The sequence below is a fragment of the Pelagivirga sediminicola genome, assembly GCF_003072125.1.
Lineage (GTDB): Bacteria > Pseudomonadota > Alphaproteobacteria > Rhodobacterales > Rhodobacteraceae > Roseovarius > Roseovarius sediminicola.
Genome location: NZ_QCYH01000004.1, coordinates 95,174 through 119,810, shown reverse-complemented (window position 1 = coordinate 119,810; position 24,637 = coordinate 95,174). Strand labels below are relative to the sequence as shown.

Sequence of the window (24,637 nt, the reverse complement as noted above, 5' to 3'; positions counted from 1 at the left end):
TGCCTACAGGACCGGGCCGATCGTCGCCACGACGTTGTGCCAGATCCGCAGATACCATGGCCACGCCAGAACGCTTTCGCGAGATGCTTGATCGGACCGGGCAATATAGTCCTGCTGGCGTTCATGCACCGCTTGGGTGGTGCCCTCATCCTGCAACAGGATGTTGTTTTCGTAGTTCAGATCAAAGCTGCGCAGGTCCAGGTTCGAGGACCCGACAAGGCAGATCTTTCCATCAATCGTCAGGGTCTTTGCGTGCAAAAGCCCGCCTTTGAATTCATGAATGATACACCCCGCATCCAGCAGTTTGCGATAATAGCTGCGGCTGGCGGCGGCGACGATCCAGCTGTCGTTAACCAGTGGGTAGATCAAGGTAACGCTTACCCCGCGATGCGCCGCGGCGCACAGCGCATCCATCAAGGTCGTATCCGGCACGAAATACGGCGTTGAGATCGTCAGGGTATGCTGCGCACACCCGATCAGGGCAGTAAAGAGCTGCGGGGTTGCCCCCTTTCGCTCGGTTGGACCCACCCCCATGGCCTGCGCGGGGAAGCCGCTGCCTACCGGCTCTGCAACAAGTTTTATGCGCTCCAGCCCCTCGCCCGTTGCCTGCATCCAGTTGCTGGCGAACAACAACTGGTTTTGCGCGACCACCGGGCCGGTAAAGCGCAGCATGATGTCCACCCAAGGCCCATATTTCTCCTTTGGCAAAAATTCCGGATCAGCCGAGTTTCGGCTGCCGCAATATGTGATCCGTCCGTCGATCACCGTAATCTTGCGATGGTTGCGCAGGTCAATGCGGCTGGTCAGAAACGTGCGGATGATATTTTTGAACGACAATGCCACGGCCAGCTGAACGCCCGCCTCTTTCATCTGTTTCCAAAGGGCTGAATTGATCAACGCACGCGATCCCAGCCCGTCCGCCATGGCACGGCAGGTCACGCCGCGCCTTGCTGCACGGATCAGGGCCTGTGCCACGTCCGTGCCTGTATTGTCGGCAAGCCAGATGTAATAGAGGACATGAACATGATCGGTTGCAGCATCGATATCTGCCACCAGTCGCGCGCGCGTCATATCGGCGTTTTCCATCAGTTCCGCATCGTTGCCGCCGACGGGATTAAACCCGTTGATGGATACCGCGTATTGAAAGGCCGGTTGGTAAATCGGCTCGATCAACTCGGCGACTGCCGACTGATTTCCCATGAACTTCTTGGCCGAGGCACGGATTTCGTCAAAAACCTCGCGGTGACGGCGGTTTATGCGCTTGCCGATATCAACTTCACCGAACAGGAAGTAAATCACGGTCCCGGCATAAGGTACGAGCATCAGGATGATGAACCACGCCAATCGTGCGGGTGGCGAAAAATCGTCACGCAGCAAAATACGGATGGTAAACATCGCGACCAATAGCACGTGAAAAATTAAGAGTATCGTCATGCCTCATCCAGTTCCGTCGCTGTAAGATTAACCTGCGGAAAATCAAAAATCAGATAAAATAATGAAGCTTGAGCAGTCACCACAAATGGTCAGGACTGCTGACTCGAGTTCTTGGCAGCGCATTGGCAATCACTGACCCCCCCAACTTGGTGCCGACATAACCATGACCTTCTGCAACGACGACCGTCGGCCCCGTCCATTGCAGGGCGGTGCCGGGCAAGCCCTGATGCACGTTAACTGCGTGATACTCTCATGCAACCTCAAGATCGGATCGCAGGATGGTCCGGTATCAGTCGTGCCTGCCATCGCTGACGGAGCTGCGTCAGCGGCTGCGCGATCTGGCCAACGAGCGTCGCCGCTTAGGATCTACCGCGAGCTAGAGCTGAAACTGAGAATGGCCGCGTAAATTCTACGAACCAGCCCCCGCGAAAACGGGGGGATTACCATTGTCTGCCATACTTGCGCATGCGATTATATCATTGACCGCGTTTGAAAGAATCGGACATTTCTCTAACTCAGGCTTTTTCCTAACTTATATGAAAATTATCCGCACCGACGCTGAGCTGCAAACCCCGTATCTTGACACAGTCCTAAAGAACTCTGGCCACGATCTGGTCACGCTGCAGGACGGCGTGGATGAGGACATTCTGATTGCCGCAATCGCAGACGCGGATCTTCTGTTGATGTGCTACACGGCCATTACCGCTCGAATCATTGAAGCCGCACCGAACCTTCGAGGTATCGTTAAATACGGCGTGGGAATAGATGCCATAGATATTCCGGCCGCCAAAGCGCGCGGAATAACAGTTGTCAATATTCCTGAATATGCCGAGGAAACGGTTGCCGAAGGCGCCTTTGCCCTGATGATCGCGCTGGCGCGGAAACTGATCCCGCTGGATCGGAAAATGCGCAGCGATGGATGGGCCTGGCCCGAGCCCACATGGAGGGGCAACGATATCGCCGACAAGACGGTGGGCATCGTCGGTTTTGGCAAGATCGGGCGCAGTATGGCGCGCATGTGCGGCAAGGGGTTTCGTGCCAACGTGATTGCCTACAGCCCCCACACGCCCGCCGCTGACATGGAGGCCGCAGGCGTGCGCTGCTGCGAGACCTTGCACGAGTTGCTGGCGCAAAGCGATATGGTCAGCATTCATTGCGTGCTGAACGACAGCACCCGCCACCTGATCGGCGAGGCGGAGCTGCGCGCGATGCAGCCGCATGCACACCTCATAAACGTCTCGCGGGGCGCCATCGTGGACGAGGTGGCGCTGGTGCGCGCGCTGCAAGAGGGCTGGATCGCGGGCGCTGGCCTTGACGTTTTCAGCGACGAGCCTTTGCGCCGTGAGGGCCACATGATCAGCCCGCTTTATGACATGGACAACGTCCTTCTGTCGCCGCATCTCACCTTTTACACCGCCGAGGCGATGGAGCGGTTGGAACGTGAAACACTGGACCGCTGCACTGAAATTCTCGAAGGGCGGCCCGTGCTGGTCAAATCCGCCGACCCGCGCCTGCAAGGACAACCCGGCGCGCGCTACCTCTGAGAGGCCGCCGCAAGGACGGCACTCACGACGATGTCAAGCGCACGGTCCAGATCGCCGCGCGCGATCGTCAATGGTGGCGACAAGGTCAACACGCAGCCCTGCGAAATCTTGAAGCTGAGACCCGCATCGAGGCACGCATAATAGATCCCCTCGGCCATCGCGTTGCCCTGCGTCTTGGCTGCGCGGTCCTGCACGATTTCGACGCCAAACATCAGGCCGCGCCCACGAATGTCGCCGACAATGGGGCAGCCGTCCAGCCGATCACGCAGCAGGTTCATCGCATAATCGCCCAGCTCTGCCGAGCGCGCGACAAGGTTTTCGTCCTCGATAATTTCTATCGTGGTCAGCGCCGCGCGGGCCGTCACCGGGTTTTTCTCATGCGTGTAGTGCCCGATGGCGAAATCGCCGCACACGTCCAGATCGCGTCGCGCGATGCAGGCGGCGATCGGCAGGATGCCCCCGCCCAATGCCTTGCCCATCGTGACGATGTCCGGGATCACTTCGTCATGTTCAAAGGCAAACATGCGGCCCGTCTTGCCCAGACCCGTCGGGATTTCATCGAAGATGAGCAGCGCGCCGTGCCGGTCACAGGACTCGCGTACGGCCTTCCAGAAACCGGGGGGCGGCACGTAGGGGACGGCGCGCATCGGCTCGGCGATGACGGCGGCCACGTCGCCTTCGCGCTCCAGCACATAGTCGACCATCTTGGCGCAGGCGAGGCCGCATACGTCCGGGCCGGCGTGGTTGTAGGGGCAACGATAGCAGGCAAAGGGCGCGACATGCTCGGCGCCCGGCATCAAAGGTCCCGCGATATGACTGCGAAACGTCGCCTCGCCGCCGACGCTGGCCGCGCCCATCCCGGCGCCGTGGAAGGCATCCCAGAAGCTGACCGTCTTGAACCGCCCCGTCGCCGCGCGCGCGATCTTCAGCGCCACCTCGTTGGCATCCGAGCCGCCGGTGGTGAACAACGTCTTGCCCAAGTCGCCCGGCGCGATCTCGGCCAGTTTCTCGGCCAGCGCCACCGCAGGCTCGTTGGTGAAACGGCGCGGCGCGAAAGGCAGCGCGTCCATCTGCGCGGCGATCGCGGCCTTCAGGCGCGGGTGGCCATAGCCGATGTGATGCACCGAGTTGCCATGGAAATCCATGAAGCGGCGGCCATCCATATCCTCGATCCAGATGCCTTCGGCGCGGGCGATGGTGCTGACGCAGGGGCTGGAAAGGCTTTGATGCAGGAAGGCGTCGGAATCGCGCTGCAACAGCGGGGCAGATTTCGGACCGATGGATTTCTTCAGCCAGTCGCGGCGCGCGGCGGATGTATTGGATTCGCCTTCCGTGTGAACGATCTGCGTCATATGTGCCTCGCGCCGACGTAAAAAGAGAGGCCCCGATGTGGGGCCTCAAGTCTCAGGGAGAGTGTCTTATCCCGGCCATGGAACGGAATAGGTCTTGACGTTGGTGAAGAATTTCATCGCCTCGATCACGCCCTCCTTGACGGCGTTGCCGCTGTCCTTGATGCCGCCGAAGGGTGACATCTCGATCCGGTAGCCGGGCTGTTCCCAGATGTTGCAGGTGCCGACGTCCAGCCCGTTGATATAGGTGATGGCGCGGTTGAGATCGTTGGTGCAGACGCCCGACGAGAGGCCAAAGGGGGTGGAATTGGAGATCCGCATCACCTCGGCGTCATCATCGGGCACGCGCACGATGGGGATGATCGGGCCAAAGGTTTCGTCCATCACCAATTCGCTGTCATGGGGCACATGATCGACCACGATGGGCGGCAGCAACGCACCCTGCCGCTCGGGGTGATAGAGGATCTCTGCGCCCCGTTTCTCGGCATCCAGCACGCGATTTTCGAACGTCTCGGCGGCCTTTTCGTGGACGACGCAGCCCAGTTGTGTGTCCGGATCCATCGGATCGCCAAACCTGATCGCCTTGGCTTTTTCCAGCACCAGAGGCACGAACCTGTCGGCAACGCTTTCCTGCACGAGGATACGCTTGATCGCGGTGCAGCGTTGGCCGGAATTGCCGGTGGCACCGGCCACCGCGATGGTTGCCGCCTTGTCCAGATCCGCGTCGCTCAGATCGTTGCAGATGATCAGCGGATCGTTTCCGCCCAGCTCCAGCGCCTGCCGTTTGTAGCCTGCCTTGGCCGCGATCATCTTGCCCACCGGCACGCCGCCGGTGAAGGTGATGATGTCGATATTCGGGTTCGTGATCATCTCGTCGCCGATATCCTTGGGCCAGCCGGTGACGATCTGGAACATCTCGGGCGGCAGACCGGCCTCGTAGAGGATGTCTGCCAGCGCGATGGCGGTCAGCGGGGTCAGTTCGGTCGGCTTGCACACGACGCAATTGTTGGTGGCAATCGCCGGTGCAATCTTGTGGCTGACCATGTTCAGCGGGTGGTTGAAGGGGGTGATGGCACTGATCGCGCGCACCGGCTCGCGCAGGGTAAAGATCTTGCGCGGCTTGCCGTTATGGGTCAGATCGCACGAGAAAATCTCGCCGTCGTCGATCAGCGCCTGCGAGGCGGCGAAGTTATAGACGTCCTGCGCGCGCTTGGTCTCGTAGATGGCGTGCTGGTGGCAGATGCCCAGTTCCAAAACCAGCCATTTGGCCAGATAGTCGCGCCGCTCGCCGATCAGCTCGCCCGCGCGCTTGAGGATTTCGCTGCGCTCGTAGCGGCTGAGTTTCGGCTTGTAAATCGCCGCGATCTCGAAGGCGCGGCGCGCATGGTCGGCGGTGCCGGCGGGGACGGTGCCGACGACCTCGCCGGTGTAGGGGTAGGTTACCTCGATCAAGGCGTCGGTAAAAACCACCTCGCCGCCGATGCGCAAGCCCTCATGGCGTGGCTCGATCTGGGTCATGGCCTTGTCCTTCATAGCGCGGCTGCCGTGGTGGCGTAGAAAAACGCGTCGAAGTTGCGCAATTCCGGCTTGCCCGGCAGGTCGATCCTGCGGTTGACGATGAAGGGCACGACCTGTTCGGTCAGGCCGCCATGGCTGCGCAGCGGCTCGTTCAGGGCGGCCAGATCGTGGCGATGCTCGGAGGTGCCGATGGTCATGTTCTCGGTCGAGATCATGACGATGTCGCCGATGCGGTACTCGGGCAACTCGAAGCGTTTCACCGCCTCCTCACGGCCGATGACCTCCAGCAGTTCGTCATGCTTCTTCAGCTTCGCGATGATGTCGGCGCGGTCGGCGTCCTTGGGCAGATAAGCCGTGGCGAACCCACCCAGCGCGCCGTGATGGACCACATAGGGATCGGTAATCGGCAGGATGACGCGCGCGGCGTCCTTGCCCAGCCACTCGTCCATCAGGTCCTGCACGTAGATCACCTGCGGGTTGCCATTGGCGTCATGCTTGGGCTTCATGCCGTGATCGGCGGTGACGACGATGGCGGCGCCCATGTCGTCCAGCTCGCCCAGGTATTTGTCGAACATCTTGTAGAAGGATTTGGCCTCTGCATCATCGGGGGCATATTTGTGCTGCACATAGTCGGTGGTGGTCAAATACATCACGTCCGGCTTCCACTCACGCAGCAGCTTGACGCCGGCCGCGAAGACAAATTCTGACAGATCGGCCGAATAGACCTCGGGCTGCGCCATGCCGAGCCATTTGCTGGCCGCTTCCTGACCATGTTCGGCCTGCGTGGAGCTATCGGATTTTTCGGCGGAAAAGCACTTGGCGCGATCATCGTCGAACTTAAGCTTGGCTCCCAAGAGCGCACGCAGCTTGTCCTTGGCGGTGACGATCGCAACCTTGGCGCCAGCCTCGTAGAACTTGGAAAACACGGTAGGCGCGCGCAGGAAGCGCACGTCGTTCATCATCACCTCTTCGCCGGTGTCCGGATCATAAAGGTAATTCCCGCAGATGCCGTGGACGATGGGCGGGCGGCCTGTGGCGATGCTGAGGTTGTTGGGGTTGGTAAAGGACGGAATCACCGAATGCGCCAGCCGGTCCGTGCCGGTCTGCTTCATCCGCGCAAGGTTTGGCATCAGCCCGTCCGCGATGGCCTTTTCCAGATATTCCGGCTCGCAGCCGTCCAGACAGATGGCGATAGCGCAGACCTTCGGCGCAGGGTATTCGCGGTCATTGGCGGTAACGGGGGATGTGATCGGCATATATTCAGTCCTTAGATTTCAAGCGGCCAGCTTGGCGCGTTCTTCCAGCGCAATGGCCGGCGGTGTGGCGTCGGTGACGCCCATTTCCTTGAGCGATGCGCCGGCGGCCTCGACCACCTTGCGCATGACATGTTCGTCCATTTGCCCGATACAGCCGACGCGGAAGCTGTCGACGATGGTCAGCTTGCCGGGGTAGATGATGAACCCCTTGTCCTTCATCAGCTGGTAAAAGCGATCGAAGTCGAAGTTTTCATCCGCAGGGCAAAAGAAGGTGACGATGATCGGCGACAGCCAGCGGTCCTTGAGCAGTGTTTCGAACCCCAGCTTGCGCATTCCCTCGACCATCACGTCGCGGTTGCTGGTGTAGCGCGCGCCGCGTCCTTGAACGCCGCCCTCTGCCTCATGGGCGCGCAGCGCCTCCAGGAACGCGGCAACCACATGGGTCGGAGGAGTGAACCGCCACTGGCCAGTCTTGTTCATGTGCGCCCATTGCGCATGCACATCCAGGCTGAGCGAATGGCTGCGCCCCTTGGCCGCCTCCAATTCCGATTTGCGCGCGATGACAAAGCCGAAGCCGGGCACGCCCTCGATGCATTTGTTGGCCGAGGAGACCAGCGCCTCGTAGCGGATTTCCGACGGCTGCAATTCGATCGCGCCGAAGGCCGACATCGAGTCCACCAGCAGCTTGCGGCCTGCCGCGTAAGTCGCCTCGGAAATCTCCTCGACCGGGTTCAGGATGCCGCTCGATGTCTCGCAATGGATGGCGACGACATGGGTGATCGCGGGGTCATCCGCGAGGATCTGCGCCACCTCCTCGCCGCGCGGCGGCAGGTAGTCGCCCTTGTCCAGCACCACGTGATCGCGGCCCAGATATTCCAGCGTCTGCACCGACCTCTTGCCATAGGCGCCATTGGCCAAAACCAGCGTCTTGCTATCTTTCGGCAGGAACGACGCCAGCATCGCCTCGACGGCGAAGGTGCCGCTGCCCTGCATCGGGACACAGTCAAAATCGCCCTGCCCGGTCCCCAGCATGTCCAGCAGGCGGGTCCGCATCTCCAGCGTCATGGCGCGAAAATCATCGTCCCAGCTGCCCCAATCACGCAGCATCGCCTCCTTTGTGGCCAGCGATGTCGTCAGCGGGCCGGGGGTGAGAAGATAAGGCTCGCCCAGATGCGGCGGCGCGATACGAGTGGACGTGTCAGCCATGGGGTCAACTCCGTAAAAGGCAGGTTGAGAACACGATTGCCCCAGACCATCCCATATGTAAAATTGCAATAATCAATCACAGCATAGGCACAGCCTATATATCGACGGACAAGGACCATCTCATGCGTCAAAGCCAGTTGCGCGCTTTTCACCATGTAGCCGCGTTAGGCGGTTTTTCCCGCGCCGCCGAGGCGCTGTTCCTGACACAGCCGGCCATTTCCGAGCAGGTGCGCAAGCTGGAGCAGGCCCATGACGTGCTGCTGTTTCACCGCGAACGCAAGCGCGTGCGCCTGACCGAAACCGGAGAGCATCTGTTCCTGCTGACCAAGCAATTGTTCGAGATCGAACAGCGGATCAAGGACTACATGAGCGAGACCCGCGCCGCCGTCGAGGGTGAGTTGCGCATCATTGCCGATAGCGCGCATCACGTCGTTGACATGCTGACCCAGTTTCGCGCGCGTCATCCCGGCGTGACCGTATCACTGCGCAGTGGAAACACCGAAGAGATCCTGCACGAATTGCGCAGCTACAACGCCGAAATCGGCGTGATCGGCGAGGCCCCCGCGGGGCCTGACATGGCCGTGCTGGATCTGGGCGAGACCGCGATCATCGCCTTTGCCGCGCGCGGTCTGCTGGCAGATCCGGGCGCCGGACTGACGCTTGCCGAGGCGGCGGAGTTTCCGCTGATCCTGCGCGAAACCGGCTCGAAAACCCGCGCCAGCCTGGACGAGGAAGCCGCCCGCCAAGGCCTGACCCTGACGCCCGCAATCGTCGCCGAAGGGCGCGAGGCCGTGCGCGAAATGGTGGCGTCAGGCGCCGGGATCGGCTTTGTCTCGCTGGCCGAGTTCGGGCACGACCCGCGGCTGGTTCAGATCCCCTTGAACGGGATCGACATCCGCATGCGCGAGACGATCGTGCATCTGGGTCAGCGGCGCGATGTGAAAGTTATCCGCGCCTTCATGGAATTCGCGGGCGCCGCGGTTCCGGCGCACGCTTAACGCGTGCGCCAGGCCTGCGTGCGCCCAAGTATCCCGCGAGAGGCGATCAGGTGGATGATCCGCGCGCCCGCGTTGGTGTAGAAAATCATCATGCCCATCGCCGCCGCCGGTGCGATATCGCCCGCGTCGTCCATGTTCAGAACCGCAATCGACGCCAGCGCCGTATCGGTCGAATAAAGGAACACCACCGCCGACACTGTCGTCATCGCATTGACGAACAGATAGATCGAGATGTCGAGGATTGCAGGCAGGCAGACCGGCACCGTCACGCGCGCGAACAGCTTCATCGTGGGCTGTTTGAGTGAGGCCGACACGGCCTCGAATTCGCCGTCCATCTGTTTCAGCGCCGTCACGGCGGTCAGGTGCGACACGGTGTAAAAGTGGGTGACCGTCGACACGACAAGGATCGCCATCGTGCCGTAGATCACGTTCAGCGGGTTATCCGGATTGTTGAAGAAGAAGATGTAGGCAAGCCCCAACACCATCCCCGGAATCGCCATCGGCAGCATGGCGAACCCTTGGAAGATCGCGCGGCCGGTGCGGAAACCCTTGGATTTCTCCACCAGATAGGCACCGAAGAAGACGACTGCCGTGCCGATGACAGCCGTCAGAAGCCCCAACTTGATCGAGTTGTAATAGGCTGCCCATCCGCCGCCATCCATGCGATTGAACTGGTAGTTTTTGAGACTGAGGCTCAGATCATAGGGCCAGAACTTGACCAATGCGGCAAACTGGCAGACCGCGAGGATGCCGACGATGAACAGACCGATGAGCGTGCAGTAAATCAGGAAGATCCGATCCATCTTGCGGTCGGGTTTCGGCTGGAACGGGACCGAGCGGGCCGACAGCGACGAGACCTGCCGCGCCTGCACCAGCCGGTCGATGGCAAAGGCAAAGATCGCGGGAATGACAAGGATCACCGACACGACCGCGCCCATCTCGAAATTCTGCTGGCCGATGACCTGTTTGTAGATGTCGACCGCCAGCACATTGAACTGCCCACCGATCACCTTGGGCAGGCCGAAATCGGTGATGACGAGATTGAACACGACGAACGCCGCCGAGATCAGGCCATAGCGCGCGCCGGGGATCGTGACGGTCCAGAACGTGCGCCAGGGCGAGGCGCGCAAGCTGGTGGCGGCCTCATAAAGCCGCGCATCCGATATCGCCAGCGCGGTCGAGATGATGATGAACGCATGCGGAAATGTGAAGAAAACTGAGCCGATCACGATCCCCAGCGGGCCGTATATGGATGCGCCGAACAGCAACTCTTTCAGCATGCCCTGATTGCCGAACAGATAGACCAGCGCGATGCCCGGCAACAGCGATGGCACAAGGATCGGCATCATCGCGATCAGCCGGAACACCCCCTTGAACCGCATGCAGGAGCGGTTCAGCGCATAGGCGAACCAAAAGGACAGGCCGACAGTGATGACGGTGCTGATCGCCGCGATAATCAACGAATTCTTGATCGAGTTGGTCAGCGCGGGGGTCGAAAAGTACTCGGTAAAATTCGAAAGACCGCGCGATTGCGTCGGCCTCAGCGCAACACGGCGGAACGTGTTGCTGTCCAATTGCTGCCACTCGGTGCCCGTATAGAGCGTCGAGCCGACCAGATAGCGGCCATCCTCGGCAATGCTGCGGATCTGGTACTGCACCGGACTACGAAAGCTGAACTCGGGGAAAAACTCGGTCACGCCCAGCCGGCCATCGGCATTGGTGTTCAGATCGGCCTTGTCGAAGGCGCCCGTCTGTTCATTCAATGCGGCGCCGTTCAAGATCGTGCCGTCGAAGTTTCCAGCTTCGTCCGAGACCTGAAATTCGAAAGCCGACAGATCGAACCGATATGTCGAAAGCGATTTCGAGAACATGACGTAGAGCGGCATCGCCAAGGTCACGACAAGATAGAGCGCGATCACGATCATGCCGCCACGCATGATCAAGTCATCACGGCTCAGCTTGCCCTTGATCGCCGGGCCTGCGGGCATTTTCGATTGGGCCTGCGTGCGCACTGATTCCACCATCGCTCAGCTCCCCGCCGCATCAAATACCATCACGCGGCTTTTCGGCAGTTCGATCATCATGTTCTTGCCCTCGCTCAGCCCCAACCGGCGCACGGCATTCATTGAGAAATTCGCGATCAGCGCGCCCTGACCAAAGTTTTCGCCCGCCAGATGGCAGCGCCAGTAGGAGCCCAAGAACTCCATGCTGGTCACCTGGACATCAAGGGTGTTGGCCTGGGTTTCCACCTCGCCCGAGGCGTCAGCGTCGGCGCCATGCGGGATCACGTCCTCGGGCCGGATCGCCATGATGGCGCGGGCGCCCTGCCCCACGGAATGTGGCGCGCATTCCAGCTCCACATTGCCGCACGTGATACGCTCCGGTGCGGTTACGACCGCGTCGAAATGGTTCATGTCGCCGATGAACCCGGCGACGAACAAGGTACTGGGATCGCGATAAATTTCGGTCGGCGTGCCGACCTGTTCGATGCGGCCATGATTGATGACCACGATCCGGTCGGCCATCGACAGCGCCTCTTCCTGATCGTGGGTCACCATGACCGTGGTCACGCCCAGCTTGCGCTGGAGTTCCTTGATCTCATGGCGCAGATGGATACGCACCTTGGCGTCCAGCGCTGAGAGCGGCTCGTCCAGCAGCAGAAGGCCGGGATTGGTGGCGATGGCGCGCGCCAGCGCGATGCGCTGCTGCTGGCCGCCCGACAGTTGCGCCGGGTATTTCTTGCGCTGTTCTTCGAGGCCGACAAGGATTAGCAACTCGGTCACGCGGGCGTCAATCTCGGGCTTCTTGCGGCCGGTGTTTTCCAGCCCGAAGGCGATGTTCTTTTCAATCGTGAGGTTCGGAAACAGCGCGTAGGATTGGAAAACGATGCCGAAATCGCGCTGCGACGGCGGCAGGTTCGACACATCCTTGCCGCCCTGATGCACAGTCCCTTTGGTTTGCAGATCAAGCCCCGCAATCGCCCTCAGCAGCGTGGTCTTGCCACAGCCTGACGGGCCAAGAAAGCAGATGAATTCGCCTTCGGAAATGTCCAGCGACACGTCGCTGAGCGCCAGGAAGTCGCCGAATGCCTTCCACATGTTTTCTATTTTCAGATAGGCATGGCCTGCATTCGCCTCGATCACGGGGAACGTCCTTTCGTCGATGAATTGGTTTCAGGGGCAAGGCCGCCGGACCCGGGGGCGATCCAAATCGCCCCCGGCAAGATCACGTCACTTGGGTTCGCTTTTGCCGTCGTAGCGCTTCTGCCACTCTTCGAGGATGCGGGCGCGATTGTTGGCCGCAAATTCGAAATCGTTTTCGATCATCGCCTCTTCCAGACCTTCGGGGAAATGCTCGACCGGTTTGGCCACGTCGGGCATTGCGACGACCGCGAAGCTTTGATTGTACATCTCGTTGGCTTCTTTGGTGACGGCAAAATCCATCAGCTTCTGAGCCGCTTCCAGATCATCCGTTCCCGCGACGATGGCCGCGGATTCCATGTCCCAGCCGACACCTTCGGACGGCACGATGATCTCGATCGGGGCACCTTCGGATTTCGACTGCGCGCCGCGGAACGCGAATGAGATACCGATCGGCACCTCACCGGAGGCGGCGAGCTTGCAGGGTTTTGAGCCTGAGTGCGTATAGCGCGCGATATTATTGTGCAGCGCATCCATATAGGCCCAGCCTTCTTCCTCTCCGAAGATCTGCAGCCAGCCCGACACGTCCAGAAATCCCGTCCCCGAGGAATTGGGATTGGGCATGATGACCATGTCCTTGTACATCGGGTCGGTCAGATCCTTCCACGAGGTCGGCATCGCAAGCCCATGCTTTTCAGCCTCGATCGTGTTGACACAGACCGCGCCGACATAGGCGTCCTGCCCGATCCACGAGGGCGGGTCTTCGCTGTCGTAAAAGCTGGGCTTCAACGCCTCGACACCTTCGGGTTTATAGGGCTCCAGCATCCCTTCCGATTTCATCAGCAGCAGCGATGTCGCCGACACCCCCCAGATGACGTCGGCCTGAGGGTTGTTCTTCTCGGCCAGAAGCTTGGCAGTGATCACGCCGGTCGAGTCGCGCACCCAGTTGATCGTGATGTCCGGATGCAGCGTCTCGAACGCTTCCTTATAGCGCGGCAGATCGACCGCCTCGACGGCGGTATAGACGGTCAGTTCGGTCTGGGCGATGGCGGTGGTCGCCATCAGCACACCGGTCAAGGCGCCAAGCGCGCCCTTCAGCTTGAAATTCATCGTTTTCTCCTCTGTTGAACTCGGGACTGGCGCCCGATGGATCGGCTACACGGCCTTCTGAGGACCGTTTGCAAAACGACTGTGACAGCTTTCGGCGATAAGGAAAATTATTTTAACCTATCGGTGTATAGGCCCGACCTATAAAGAAGATCAGACGCAACAGCGGTTTTCGCGCCTGATTTGAACGGCCGGACCGCAGCGCGTGTCACCCATCCGTCTTGGGCCGCGCGCCTGCCGGGTCATAAGGGCTGCGCAGATGAAGCTTGGCCGACAGTTTTTTACCAGCAAGATCAATCTCAAACCGCCCGGCTTTCAACACATCCCTGGTCAGCGGCACGTCGCCCGTCAGCAGGCACAGCGCCGCGCAGGCGCCCAGCGTATGGCCATAAGCGCCCGAACGGACCTCGCCGATCTCGGCACCGTCCATCAGCACCGCCTCGCCGCCCCAAAGCTGCGCGTCGCCGTCATCCAGCACAAGCTGCACGATCCGTTTGCACAGATGATTCGGATCCGCCTCGGCTGCGAGCAGCGCATCGCGCCCGATGAAACCGCCGGGCTTGTGCATATCAACGGCAAAGCTCAGACCGGCCTGAAGCGGCGTGACATCCGGGGTCAGCTCGCGGCTCCACGCGCGGAAGCCCTTTTCGAGGCGCAGCCCCTCCAGTGCATAATATCCCGCATCGCGGATGCCATGCGGGACGCCGGCGCGCATCAGATCCTCATAAACACCGACGGTAAATTCGCTGGGCACCAGCAGCTCCCAGCCCAACTCGCCGACATAGGTCATGCGGTTGGCGCGAACCGTCGCATAGCCCAGATCAATCTCGCGATGCGTGCCAAAAGGAAAAGCCTCGTTTCCCAGATCGGCTTTGGAAAGCGCGCCCAGAACGTCACGCGACTTTGGCCCCATCAGCGCCAGCACCGACCATGCCGAGGTGACATCGGTCAGGGTGACATGCGCGCCCTCGTCCAGATTGCGTGTGATCCAGTCGGTATCATGCACTGCCTGGGCGGAACCTGTGATAAGCAGGAATTTGTACCGCCCAAGGCGCAGGACGGTCAGATCGCTCTCATATCCGCCGCGCGCGTTCAGCAGGCCGGTATAGACTGTGCGCCCCGGCGCGACGTCGATATTGGCGGCGCAGATCCGGTTCAACTGCGCGCAGGCATCGCGGCCCTGCACCATCAGCTTGGCAAAGGAGGTCTGATCGAACAGCGCCACCCCCTCGCGCACGGCCTTATGCTCGGCGCCCACGGCATCATGCCAGTTCTGGCGGCCAAAGCTGTAATCGATCCGTGCGCTGACCGCGTCCTCGGCAAAGAAATTCGCACGCTCCCAGCCCATCTTGGACCCGAAGACCGCGTGTTTGGCCGCAAGGCGATCATAGAGAGGCGAGCGGCGGAAGGGGCGCGCGGTATCAAGCTCGCGGTTCGGCCAGGGCATCGCATAATGCAGGCCCAGCGTTTCCTTGATGCGGTCATGCAGCCATGTCGGGTTGTTGTTGAACCCGGCAAAACGGCGGATATCCACGGAGAAAAGATCAGAGGTCGGCGCGCCTTCGACGATCCATTCGGCCAGCGCGCGCCCGGCGCCGCCGGCACTGGCAATCCCCATGGAATTGAACCCCGCCCCGACAAAGAAATTGCGCAGGTTCGGCGCCTCGCCAAGGATGTAGTTGTTATCGGGGGTAAAGCTCTCGGGGCCATTGTAGAATTCGCGCACGCCCGCGTCTGCCAGTTGCGGCACGCGGATCAGGGCGTTGTCCATCAGGATCTCGAACTGGTCCCAATCGTCCGGCAGCAGTTGAAAGAAGAACTTGTCGGGGATGCCATTCATCCCCCACGGCTTTGCCTCCGGTTCAAACCCGCCCATCACGAGGCCGCCGGTCTCCTCCTTGAAGTAGATATAGCCGTCGGGATCGCGCATGACGGGCAGATCTGAATGCACGCCCTCCATCTTCTCGGTCACGATATAGAGATGCTCGGCCGAATGCAGGGGCACGTCAACGCCGCACATCAGGCCCAGTTTGCGCGCCCATTGGCCGGCGCAGTTCACGACCACTTCGGCGCGGATCGTTCCATGATCGGTGACCACGCCCGTGACCGCGCCGTTTTCGGTCAGGATATCGGTCACCTGAACGCCCTCGATCACGCGGGCGCCGCGCCCCCGCGCGCCCTTGGCCAGCGATTGGGTCAGGTCGGTCGGGTTCGCCTTGCCGTCACCGGGCATCCAGATCGCCCCCTCGAGATCGTCCACCTGCATCACCGGCCATTTTTCCTGCGCCTCGGCCGGGCTGATCACCTCGACCTCGACCCCTTGGGCGCGGGCAGATGCGGCGGTGCGTTTCAGCATCGTCATGCGATCCTCGCTGTGCGCCACGGTGACAGAGCCGCAGCGATTCCAGCCGGTGCCAAGTCCGGTTTCCGCCTCCAGCCCGGCGTAAAGCTCGGTCGAATAGCGGATGAGATCTGTCATCGCAGGATGACTGCGCAACTGGCCAACAAGGCCGGCCGCGTGCCAGGTCGTGCCGCAGCTGAGCTGCCCCTGCTCCAGCAAGACCACATCGCTATGGCCCATTTTTGTCAGGTGATACGCGACCGAGCAGCCGACAATACCGCCGCCAATGATGACATATTGCGCGCTGTCGGGAAGGGTCTGGTCAGACATGAGGTCAGCTCCGGCTAGGTGATGCACTGTATGGCATCACCTAAGGGTAGTTTGCATAATTTGGCAATATCTTTCTTATCTGGCTATTCCGAGACGGAATCTGCCAAGTCGACACGAACGGATGCCGCCGTCAGCGCTGCACTGATCTCGTCCGGCGGCGCAAGCTCGCTGACCATCCGCACCCCCTTGGGAAGCGGGCCGAGCACCACCTGCCCCACCTCACCGAACTTGCTGCTATCGACAAGGATCAGCGCCTCTTCGGCCTGTTGCATCATACGCAAACGCATCTCCGCCGCCTCTCGCGAAAAATCGGTAAAGAGCGCCCGCGCGCTGACGCCTCCGCCGCCGATCAACGCATATTCGGCGCGATAATGGCTGAGATGTTCCAATGTCACGAGGCCAAAAGTGGCGCCCACGTCCAGATCCAATCGTCCGCCCAGCACCGTAACTTCGCGCGCGGCAGGACCAATAACTTCGGCTATTTTCAGATCGTTCGTGTAAACAATCAGATCCTGCCGCAGTCGCGCAAGCGCCACGGCAACCGCCAGCGTGGTCGAGCCGTTGTCGATGAAAATGCTGGCCCCGTCATCAATCTGTGCAGCGACATGCGCCGCGATACGCGCCTTGCCCTCGCGGTTTGTCGTCGCGCGCGTCTGCATTGGCCGCTCGGCGGTCAGGATGCGTGTCGCGCCGCCCCGCACCTGAAGGAGCCGGTTCTCACCGGCCAGGTGCTCGATGTCCTTGCGCACGGTTTCACGGCTGACCCCGAGGGATTCGGTCAACTCGCGTATCGAGACGGCCGGCTGGTCCGATACGAGGCTCAGAATGATCTGATGTCGCTGGGATGGTAACATCACCTTGCCCTTTGTCTGGCTGCTTCTGGCACTTTGCCAAGTTTCGCAATGCACGTGAGGCGCGTCAATCGTCTCGGCCGTCGTCCATGTTCTGGATCAGACGCGTCTCCAGCAACTGGCCGCTGCGATAGAGGATAGGATACGCAACAGCCGAAATATGTCCGTTGAGATCGCGCAATGCACGCAGTGTTTCAAGATGCACGTCGCTGGACTTGAAACTGTCGGCGCGCCCTTCTGACAGGCGCTGGAGGTGGCGCTTGCGACTGCTGCGCTCGGTTTGCTTCATCTCGGTCTTTTCCATGACCAACAGCCGCGCGCTTTCCAGATCATCCGAAATCAGGACGTTGCTGGCCAGCTTGAAATTGGCGCGCACCCGCTCGAACATATGCACCAGTTCCGCCCAGCCATCGCTGGACAGGCTAATGTTCTCGTCGCGCTTTTCCGCCGCAGTGCGCAGGAATTGTCCCGAAACCAGATCGCCGGCCGACTCAAGCCGAATGGCGTATTCCATGAGGCTCCGCACGATCTTGGCTTCGTCCTTGGTGTATTTGTCCAGCGGAATATCGGCAACGTAGCGACGTATGGCCAGCAAAGCGGCGTTGACCGAGCGATCCTGAAACTTGATCGTGCGCATCCGCGCCTTGTCCCCACTTTCATACACCGACTGGATGGGCAGGAACATCCGCTCGACCAGCCCCATCATGCGCAGGATCTCGCGCCTGAGGCTGGCAATGGCCAATTGCGGGGATCCAATGACATCCTGGTCCAGAACACTGACCTCGTCACGCTGTTCAGGCTCTTCCTGCACTCGGCCTGGCATCATCGCACAAAGCACGGCCTCCAATGGACGGCAGAGCGGCAGGGCGACGACAAACAGGGTCAGGTTGAACAAGATATGAGCGTAAATCAGCGACTGACCGGGCCCGACCACCAGAAGGTGATCGGGGTCCAACGCCAAGTTGATCACCAGCAGCGTCGCCAACGCCCATGCCCCCCGCAGCATGAGGTTTGCAATCGGAATGCGCCGCCCGACGATGTCCATCCCGCGCGTAAGATAGACGGGAATTCCCGCGCTTCCCATATTGGCGCCCAGCACCAGCGAAAGCCCGGCCGCAAAGGGGATCGCGCCGATATGCACCAATGCGACACACATCAGGATCGCCGCCACGCTGGAGTGCATCACGAAGGCGAGCGCCGCCCCCACCAGAAACGCAGTGATGAAATCGCGCTCAAGATATTGGGCGATGGCGGGCAAGAACGCGCTATCCTTTATCGGCTCCATCGTTTCGCGCAGCAATTGAAGCGAAATCAGGATGAAGGCGACACCCATCAGGATGCGGCCGGCTTGCCTCCAGCGGCGCCCCTCGGTCTTTACAAAGAGAAAACCGCCGATGGTCAACAGAAGCGGAATTAGCCAATCCAATCGGAATGACAGGACCTGAATGATCAACGCCGAGCCCAGATCCCCACCCAGCACAACGGCAAGTCCCGCAGGAAACGCCAGGTAACCCGCAGCGGCAAAGCCTCCCGCCAGCAACGCGACAGCAGCCGAGCTTTGCAAAATTATCGCAAGCACGGTTCCCGTGACACCTGAGCCGATCAAACTGGTGCTTTCGGTCAGCCAGCGTTGGAATTGCGCCCCGAAACTGCGCTCGATTCCAGTTCGCACCATGCGTACCGCGAAGAGCAGCAACATCACGGAACCTGAAAGATTTAACGAAAACAAAAGTATGGCCATGATCTAGCCCCTCACGGCCCGTGCGCTTCGCGCCGGTCGAAAATTGGCAAGCCGTTCTAGGATATTCGAACCTTCAAGAGTTTATTGCGCACAGAACCTGCTACAGACAACAGTCACAAACCATAAAATATTGCCAATGCATAGCAAAATTTTGCAATCAGTCGCGTTAGGATCGCAGACTGGCTTCGAGCCATGATCGTAAAATTGAACGGCCTCGGCGGCGTCGCAAAGAACGTCGCCGCCGCCCTGCTTTGCCCGAAACTCAGAAATGTCTCTGAACTGCCCCGGCTGCTGCCGGACAAATGCGGACCGGTTTTTGCGACGAAAGTGAAGTCATCCGGTGTTCAAAATCGCCGGGCAGATAGTAGTTTTTCAGCAGAACCCGGTTCTTCATCGTCTGGTGACAGCACTCGATCTTGCCCCGGATTTGGGGATGGAATGGTGCCCCGCGAACGTGGTCCATCTTCTCATCCTGCAGCCACGCCGCCAGAAATGTAGCAGAACCCGTTGTCCATTGCCCGGCAGTTGAGACGAAGCTTCAATGAGAGGGGCTGAGCAGACGCGGTTTCCTCCTGCAGCTCGAGCACCACAAAGATGGGGATCAACCACGAGGCGCTCTATATCCAAGGTCATGGGCCCTGAAGCTGGAACTGACAGCGTGCCTTTGCACGGCGCCCTTGCATGAATGGTTAGCTGCGAAAACACGATGTGCAAGGGTTTTGACCAGATTGCGCAGGATCGTTTCGGAAGTTGTTCGTTTTGGCCGATTGATTTGTGACCGGGAAAACCGGTTGCTCGTGGCTGGTGTTCTTCGCGTTGTCATCCAACTTCGCCGTTGACCATGACGCCCTTGCGCTGCGACACTTCGCGGATGGACCGGAGAGCCAGCCCGCTATGTCCGGCGTGATCCGGGGCGATCCCAACCCGAGGAGATACGGTATGATTTTCTTTCGCCACGCCGCGCTGTCGCTGACATTCGGCGCGCTCTTGGCCGGACCTCTATCGGCCCAGCAAGAGGACGCAGCGACGACGATCTTTCAGAACGTGCGCATCTTTGATGGGACCGGCGCGGCGCTCTCGCCGCCCTCGAACGTGATGGTGCGCGGCAATGTCATCGACACCATCTCGACCGATGCCATCGATGCCGATGACGACGCCCGCATCATCGACGGCGCGGGCAAGACACTGATGCCGGGGATGATCGACGCACATTCGCATATCACCTTGTCGACTATTCCGATCCCGACCATGATGACGGGCGATCCCAACTATATCGCCCTGATCAGCGGACAGGCCGCCGAGGGGATCCTGATGCGCGGTTTCACCTCGGTGTGCGATCTGGCCGGGCCGACCTTCGGCCTGAAACGTGCCATCGACGAGGGCATCACCCCCGGTCCTCGCATCTGGCCGTCGGGCGCGATGATCTCGCAAACCTCGGGGCATGGTGATTACCGCACGGTGCATGACATTCCGCGCGGCTCGAACGTGTCCCTGCACCATACCGAATTGCAGGGCTTTGCCGCCGTCGCCGATGGCCGCGCCGAGGTGCTGCGCCGGGTGCGCGAGCAACTGATGCGCGGCGCCAGCCAGATCAAGCTGGCGGCGGGCGGGGGTGTCGCCTCGGATTACGATCCGCTGGATGTCAGCCAGTTCACCGAGGACGAATTGCGCGCCGCCGTCGAGGCCGCCGAGGATTGGGGCACCTATGTCACCGTCCATGCCTATACGCCCGACGCGGTGCAGACGGCCATCAATGCTGGTGTGAAGTGCATCGACCACGGCCAGCTTCTGGACGAGGAAACGGTGCAGATCATGGCCGACAAGGGGATCTGGTGGAGCATGCAGCCCTTTCTGGATGACGAGGATTCCATTCCCTTCCCCGAAGGCTCGGCCAACCGTGCCAAGCAGCTGGAGATGACAAACGGCACCGATACCGCGTATGAGCTGGCCAAGAAACACGGCGTGAACCTGGCTTGGGGCACCGATACGCTGTTCGATCCAAATCTGGCGCCGCGCCAGGGCGCGCAGCTGGCCAAGATGGTGCGCTGGTTCGAACCTGCCGAGGTGCTGAAGATGGCAACCCATGACAACGCGCAGCTTCTGGCGCTCTCGGGCAAGCGCAGCCCCTACAACGGCGAACTGGGCGTGGTCAAGGAAGGCGCGCTGGCCGATCTGCTGCTGATCGACGGTGATCCGCTGGCGGATATCGACCTGATCGCGGATCCGGCCAATCTGGTCGTCATCATGAAGGATGGGCAGATCTACAAGAACGCGCAGGCCGAGTGATCGCACCGCCAATCGTTGCAAGGGCGCGGATCAGGTCCGCGCCCGTCGCATTTCTATCGCAAATAGACCGCCGTCAACAGCGCGACCACCTCTCCGGCGTCGTCCTTCAGCGCCAGCGTCTCGCCGCTGATCGCATAGCTTTTCACCGCCCTCAGCGTCTCGTTCAGCTTGCGTTCCGTCGCATCCAGCGGCGGCGGACAGGCCATCAGCGTCGCGGGTCCGACGGCCAGCGTCAGGCTGTCATCGCTCGCCTCGTATCCCCCGACCATCTGGTTGCAGCCCACCGTCGCGGCATAGCGCGGCTCCTCGCCCGCGGTCAGCAAAAGATGCGGCTCCCGCGCGCCTTCCGCGATCTCGACCGCCTCGCCTAGCAGACTGTCTATGCGCCAATAGGTGCCGGTCAGTGACGCATCTGCGCGCTGGCGCTCGCAGGTGATGCCGGGGCGGGCGCGGATGAAGCGGTCCACCACCAGACTGCGCCGGTCCGCCCCCTCCATCGCCGGGCGCATCAGCAGCGATCCCTCGACATGCACGTAAAGCGGCACACCGGGGCCTGCGGTCTGGTTCAGATAGGCGCGCTCCAGCGCGAGGTAGTCGCCCTCCTGCGCGATGGGATAGCTGCGGTTCGTCGCGCATTCGGTGAAGGTCGCGGCGTCGGCCATGTAGGTCATCATCCCGCCGAGGAACATGCCCTCCAGATCGGTTTCGCTCAGGCTGCCGTCTCCGGTCAGTGTGTCGGCAGCCACGTCGCCCTCCGCGTCGATGGCGCGCAGGGTTTGCGGGTCCACGACGCGCCATGTTTCGGGCGCGTCACCCAGACCCCAGAGCTTCAGCGCATTGTCTTCCGGCAGCGCAGACCACAGGCCCAGATCGCTCTGCACAGTGCCATCCTTGCTGCCGCCGATCCATGTGCGCCGCAGGTGGAACGCCTGATCCGGCCACAGGTCCAGATGATGCTCGACCGCCTCGCAATCGGCGCAGGGCAGCCGGCCCGTAAAGCTCGCCGGCAGGGACAGGCCATAGGTCAGCGCGCCCCTATCCTCCAATTCGCTCCGCTCCTGCGCGACGCGGACCATTGTGATCTCGGCGCGGTCGGAGGCGCCTTGGGTCAACACCGGAACATGGGTGTCCGTCGTGAACATCATCCGCTCTCCGGCAAACAGCGTGCTGCGCACCGCATAGCGATGGGCGGGGTCGATCGCGGCGGGGTCATATGCGATCTCGAACTGATAGGGCGGCATTCCCGCGTCCGCGATCTCGGTCCGGCCCAGCTCGGCGGCGGGGGCGTCGGCGCGCGACACATCCAAAAGCACGCTGACCAGCCGCGCGTCCGGCGGCGGCGCGATCCGCTCGCGATAAGTGGCGGTCACCTCGATCACCTGCGCGGCTGCCGTTTGCGACATGGTAGCCAGCGCCAGAGCCGCCGCGATCCAAACCAGTATTTTCTGCATTCCGGATACTCCTGTTTTATCGCATGATATACGCGCAGATCGGAACAGCATACCCACACGCGGCGATGGGCGGCATCGGCGCGTTATTCGGCCGGCGCAAATGTCTCGGTGGATTTTGAATCGCCCTTGATGCGCATCTCGGTCTGCGGAAAGGGGATGGTCAGGCCACGCTCGTCAAAGACTTCCTTCACCTGCCGGGTCAGATCCCAGTAGACGTCCCAGTAATCCTCGGCCCGCACCCAGGGGCGCACGATGAAGTTGACCGAGCTTGCGCCCAACTCGTTGACACGGATCACCGGCGCGGGGTCTTTCATGATCTTTGGATGCTGCGCGAGCACATTCTCCAGCGTCTCCTGCGCCTCTTCGATCGAATCCTCGTAACCGATGCCAAAGACCAGATCGACACGGCGCGTGTCCGATGCGGTGGTGTTGATGATCACGTCGCCCCAGACCTTGGAGTTGGGGATCACGATGAACTGATTGTCCGGCGTCGTCACCGTGGTCGACACGACAGACACCTTGCGCACAGTGCCCGCGACGCCCGCGGCGGTGACGTAATCGCCCTCGTCAAAGGGCCGGTTGATCATGATCATCAGCCCCGCAGCCAGGTTGCCCAACGTGTCCTGCATGGCGAAAGCGACGATGAAGGACGCACCGCCCAGCAGCGCGAAAAGCGGCGTGACGTTGACGCCCAACGCCGCAAGCACGATCATCAGGCCGACGGCGATCACCAGCCAATAGACGACCATGGCAAGGAACCCTTGCAGCAGCTTCGACAGGTTCGGCACGCGCCCGAACATGCGCCGCGACCACGCGCGCACGATCCTCGCCACGATGAGCAACCCAAGAAGCGCGGCCAGCACCACCGCAATCCGTATCGCCAGGTCGATCCCGCCCTCGGGCGAGACGAGCCAGGCAAGCACATTGACCGCAATCTCCCGCGGCTCAAGCGTTGCCGCTTCCTCGACCGAGATGGCGGTTCGGTAGATCCTGAGCGACTTGATGACCTCCGCATCGCCGCCCTTCGCCTCAAGGCTGGTGACGACGGCGCTGTACCTTTCGAAGATGTCCTCGCGCGTGTCGAGCAGATCTTCGCGCGCGGCCAGCTGTGCATCGGTTGCGGCCCCGCCCGCCTCGCGCAGTTCCAGATTTCGCTGAACCACGGCAAGGGTCGCGTCGCGCGCGTTGGCCTGCCATGCCTCGGCGAGCGTCGCAAGCTCCGCAGCCGTCAGCGGCACGAGACGCAGGCGCAGTTCGTCCAGCGGAATGGAAGGGTTGTCGAGACCGGCAAGGTAGGCCGGGGTTTCCGGGGCGGCGTCATCCTCGTCGGCCGGTGCCGCGCCGGACGTGTCGGTGGGTGTGCCGCCGGTTTTGCCGGACTGCGCGACCGCGATCCTGTTGGCGATGCCCGTAAACCATGTCGGCGCGCAGGAGGTGGCGACGCAGGAGGGCCCCGGCGGGAAGCGTGTTTCGTCCGAGTTGATGGCGCGGGTCACGGACGCAATCGATCCGGACGGATCGCGCCTGACCGAAATCTTCAAGGACATTCACCAGAATCCCGAACTTGGATTCATGGAGACCCGCACTGCCGGGATTATCGCGCGCAAATTCGAGACGCTCGGATATGAGGTGAGAACCGGGATCGGCGAGACCGGCGTCGTCGGCATCCTGCGCAACGGCGACGGTCCGACGGTGATGTACCGTGCGGACATGGACGCCAACGCGGTGGAGGAGGCGACCGGCCTCGACTATGCCAGCACGGTGCGCGTCACCCGTCCCGATGGCGTCGAAGTTCCGGTTGCGCATATGTGCGGGCATGACGCGCATGTGACCTGGATGCTGGGCGTGGCCAAGGTCATGGCCGAGAACAAGGACATCTGGTCCGGCACGCTGATCTTCGTCGGCCAGCCTGCCGAGGAGCCGATCACCGGCGCCGCAGCGATGGTGGATGACGGGCTTTACACCACCCATGATGTGCCGATCCCGGATTATCTTCTGGCGCTGCATACTGCGCCTGTGGCGACCGGGCTGGTCGCCGCGCGGTCCGGAACGATCATGGCGGGAACCGAGAAGTGAAAGTGGCCT

The 24,637-nt window shown here is 61.3% G+C and carries 18 protein-coding genes; 4 read left to right on the top strand and 14 right to left on the bottom strand.

The annotated features are described in order from the left end of the window. Positions 1-3: 3 nt before the first annotated feature. Positions 4-1,434, bottom strand: coding sequence for a cardiolipin synthase (cls, locus tag DC366_RS08825; RefSeq protein WP_108691847.1), 1,431 nt, complete (start codon positions 1,432-1,434; stop codon positions 4-6). A gap of 536 nt (positions 1,435-1,970) precedes the next feature. Between cls and DC366_RS08820 the strand changes: the two genes are divergently transcribed. Next, positions 1,971-2,978, top strand: a complete 1,008-nt coding sequence (locus tag DC366_RS08820; RefSeq protein WP_108691846.1) for a 2-hydroxyacid dehydrogenase — start codon at positions 1,971-1,973, stop codon at positions 2,976-2,978. Here DC366_RS08820 and pbfA read toward each other — a convergent pair. The 4 genes from pbfA to DC366_RS08800 all read right to left on the bottom strand — a co-directional run bounded on the left by pbfA (position 2,969) and on the right by DC366_RS08800 (position 8,307). Next, positions 2,969-4,330, bottom strand: a complete 1,362-nt coding sequence (gene pbfA, locus DC366_RS08815) for a (R)-1-hydroxy-2-aminoethylphosphonate ammonia-lyase (RefSeq protein WP_108691845.1) — start codon at positions 4,328-4,330, stop codon at positions 2,969-2,971. The genes DC366_RS08820 and pbfA overlap by 10 nt on opposite strands. 66 nt (positions 4,331-4,396) lie before the next feature. Beyond that, a complete protein-coding gene (phnY, locus tag DC366_RS08810; RefSeq protein ID WP_108692008.1) occupies positions 4,397-5,845 on the bottom strand; it encodes a phosphonoacetaldehyde dehydrogenase in 1,449 nt (482 codons plus the stop codon). Between the two features lie 11 nt (positions 5,846-5,856). Beyond that, the gene (gene phnA, locus DC366_RS08805; RefSeq protein ID WP_108691844.1) at positions 5,857-7,101 is read right to left on the bottom strand and encodes a phosphonoacetate hydrolase; all 1,245 of its coding nucleotides are present in this window, start codon (positions 7,099-7,101) and stop codon (positions 5,857-5,859) included. An 18-nt stretch (positions 7,102-7,119) separates the two neighbouring features. Beyond that, positions 7,120-8,307 carry a 2-aminoethylphosphonate--pyruvate transaminase gene (locus tag DC366_RS08800; protein ID WP_108691843.1) on the bottom strand — a complete coding sequence of 396 codons (1,188 nt, stop codon included), beginning with the start codon at positions 8,305-8,307 and terminating at the stop codon, positions 7,120-7,122. A 122-nt stretch (positions 8,308-8,429) separates the two neighbouring features. Here DC366_RS08800 and DC366_RS08795 point away from each other — a divergent pair, with 122 nt between their 5' ends. Continuing rightward, the gene (locus DC366_RS08795) at positions 8,430-9,305 is read left to right on the top strand and encodes a LysR substrate-binding domain-containing protein (protein WP_108691842.1); all 876 of its coding nucleotides are present in this window, start codon (positions 8,430-8,432) and stop codon (positions 9,303-9,305) included. Here the strand turns inward: DC366_RS08795 and DC366_RS08790 are convergent. From DC366_RS08790 to DC366_RS20610, 7 genes are all read right to left on the bottom strand, one after another. Then, positions 9,302-11,329: a putative 2-aminoethylphosphonate ABC transporter permease subunit gene (locus DC366_RS08790; protein ID WP_108691841.1), complete on the bottom strand. Its 2,028-nt coding sequence runs from the start codon at positions 11,327-11,329 to the stop codon at positions 9,302-9,304. The two genes, DC366_RS08795 and DC366_RS08790, sit on opposite strands and share 4 nt — an antisense overlap. Positions 11,330-11,332: 3 nt before the next feature. Next, positions 11,333-12,448, bottom strand: a complete 1,116-nt coding sequence (locus DC366_RS08785) for a putative 2-aminoethylphosphonate ABC transporter ATP-binding protein (RefSeq protein ID WP_243405084.1) — start codon at positions 12,446-12,448, stop codon at positions 11,333-11,335. Between the two features lie 87 nt (positions 12,449-12,535). After that, positions 12,536-13,555, bottom strand: a complete 1,020-nt coding sequence (locus tag DC366_RS08780; RefSeq protein WP_108691840.1) for a putative 2-aminoethylphosphonate ABC transporter substrate-binding protein — start codon at positions 13,553-13,555, stop codon at positions 12,536-12,538. Positions 13,556-13,760: 205 nt separating this feature from the next. Then, positions 13,761-16,223 carry a GcvT family protein gene (locus DC366_RS08775; protein ID WP_108691839.1) on the bottom strand — a complete coding sequence of 821 codons (2,463 nt, stop codon included), beginning with the start codon at positions 16,221-16,223 and terminating at the stop codon, positions 13,761-13,763. An 83-nt stretch (positions 16,224-16,306) separates the two neighbouring features. After that, positions 16,307-17,077 carry a DeoR/GlpR family DNA-binding transcription regulator gene (locus DC366_RS08770; RefSeq protein WP_133176186.1) on the bottom strand — a complete coding sequence of 257 codons (771 nt, stop codon included), beginning with the start codon at positions 17,075-17,077 and terminating at the stop codon, positions 16,307-16,309. 64 nt (positions 17,078-17,141) lie between these two features. Further along, complete coding sequence (locus tag DC366_RS08765) at positions 17,142-18,815, bottom strand: Na/Pi cotransporter family protein (RefSeq protein WP_108691837.1); 1,674 nt, start codon at positions 18,813-18,815, stop codon at positions 17,142-17,144. A gap of 262 nt (positions 18,816-19,077) precedes the next feature. Then, positions 19,078-19,278: a hypothetical protein gene (locus DC366_RS20610; RefSeq protein WP_133176185.1), complete on the bottom strand. Its 201-nt coding sequence runs from the start codon at positions 19,276-19,278 to the stop codon at positions 19,078-19,080. 476 nt (positions 19,279-19,754) lie between these two features. Between DC366_RS20610 and DC366_RS08760 the strand changes: the two genes are divergently transcribed. Beyond that, positions 19,755-21,101 carry a metal-dependent hydrolase family protein gene (locus DC366_RS08760; protein WP_108691836.1) on the top strand — a complete coding sequence of 449 codons (1,347 nt, stop codon included), beginning with the start codon at positions 19,755-19,757 and terminating at the stop codon, positions 21,099-21,101. A gap of 53 nt (positions 21,102-21,154) precedes the next feature. Here DC366_RS08760 and DC366_RS08755 read toward each other — a convergent pair whose 3' ends face one another. Together DC366_RS08755 and DC366_RS08750 are read right to left on the bottom strand one after the other, a co-directional pair. Further along, on the bottom strand, positions 21,155-22,552 hold the full coding sequence (locus DC366_RS08755; RefSeq protein ID WP_165802877.1) for a YbaY family lipoprotein: 1,398 nt from the start codon (positions 22,550-22,552) through the stop codon (positions 21,155-21,157). A gap of 83 nt (positions 22,553-22,635) precedes the next feature. Continuing rightward, the gene (locus tag DC366_RS08750) at positions 22,636-24,099 is read right to left on the bottom strand and encodes a mechanosensitive ion channel family protein (RefSeq protein WP_108691834.1); all 1,464 of its coding nucleotides are present in this window, start codon (positions 24,097-24,099) and stop codon (positions 22,636-22,638) included. Positions 24,100-24,124: 25 nt separating this feature from the next. Here DC366_RS08750 and DC366_RS08745 point away from each other — a divergent pair, with 25 nt between their 5' ends. Then, the gene (locus DC366_RS08745; protein WP_207768682.1) at positions 24,125-24,628 is read left to right on the top strand and encodes a M20/M25/M40 family metallo-hydrolase; all 504 of its coding nucleotides are present in this window, start codon (positions 24,125-24,127) and stop codon (positions 24,626-24,628) included. Positions 24,629-24,637 lie beyond the last annotated feature (9 nt).

Excerpts from the sequence above, each read along its gene's own strand:
- cls (WP_108691847.1), bottom strand. The coding sequence starts at position 1,434 with ATGACGATACTCTTAATTTTTCACGTGCTATTGGTCGCGATGTTTACC.
- DC366_RS08820 (WP_108691846.1), top strand. The coding sequence starts at position 1,971 with ATGAAAATTATCCGCACCGACGCTGAGCTGCAAACCCCGTATCTTGAC.
- pbfA (WP_108691845.1), bottom strand. The coding sequence starts at position 4,330 with ATGACGCAGATCGTTCACACGGAAGGCGAATCCAATACATCCGCCGCG.
- phnY (WP_108692008.1), bottom strand. The coding sequence starts at position 5,845 with ATGACCCAGATCGAGCCACGCCATGAGGGCTTGCGCATCGGCGGCGAG.
- phnA (WP_108691844.1), bottom strand. The coding sequence starts at position 7,101 with ATGCCGATCACATCCCCCGTTACCGCCAATGACCGCGAATACCCTGCG.
- DC366_RS08800 (WP_108691843.1), bottom strand. The coding sequence starts at position 8,307 with ATGGCTGACACGTCCACTCGTATCGCGCCGCCGCATCTGGGCGAGCCT.
- DC366_RS08795 (WP_108691842.1), top strand. The coding sequence starts at position 8,430 with ATGCGTCAAAGCCAGTTGCGCGCTTTTCACCATGTAGCCGCGTTAGGC.
- DC366_RS08790 (WP_108691841.1), bottom strand. The coding sequence starts at position 11,329 with ATGGTGGAATCAGTGCGCACGCAGGCCCAATCGAAAATGCCCGCAGGC.
- DC366_RS08780 (WP_108691840.1), bottom strand. The coding sequence starts at position 13,555 with ATGAATTTCAAGCTGAAGGGCGCGCTTGGCGCCTTGACCGGTGTGCTG.
- DC366_RS08775 (WP_108691839.1), bottom strand. The coding sequence starts at position 16,223 with ATGTCTGACCAGACCCTTCCCGACAGCGCGCAATATGTCATCATTGGC.
- DC366_RS08770 (WP_133176186.1), bottom strand. The coding sequence starts at position 17,077 with ATGTTACCATCCCAGCGACATCAGATCATTCTGAGCCTCGTATCGGAC.
- DC366_RS08765 (WP_108691837.1), bottom strand. The coding sequence starts at position 18,815 with ATGGCCATACTTTTGTTTTCGTTAAATCTTTCAGGTTCCGTGATGTTG.
- DC366_RS20610 (WP_133176185.1), bottom strand. The coding sequence starts at position 19,278 with ATGGACCACGTTCGCGGGGCACCATTCCATCCCCAAATCCGGGGCAAG.
- DC366_RS08760 (WP_108691836.1), top strand. The coding sequence starts at position 19,755 with ATGATTTTCTTTCGCCACGCCGCGCTGTCGCTGACATTCGGCGCGCTC.
- DC366_RS08755 (WP_165802877.1), bottom strand. The coding sequence starts at position 22,552 with ATGCAGAAAATACTGGTTTGGATCGCGGCGGCTCTGGCGCTGGCTACC.
- DC366_RS08750 (WP_108691834.1), bottom strand. The coding sequence starts at position 24,099 with ATGTCCTTGAAGATTTCGGTCAGGCGCGATCCGTCCGGATCGATTGCG.
- DC366_RS08745 (WP_207768682.1), top strand. The coding sequence starts at position 24,125 with ATGGAGACCCGCACTGCCGGGATTATCGCGCGCAAATTCGAGACGCTC.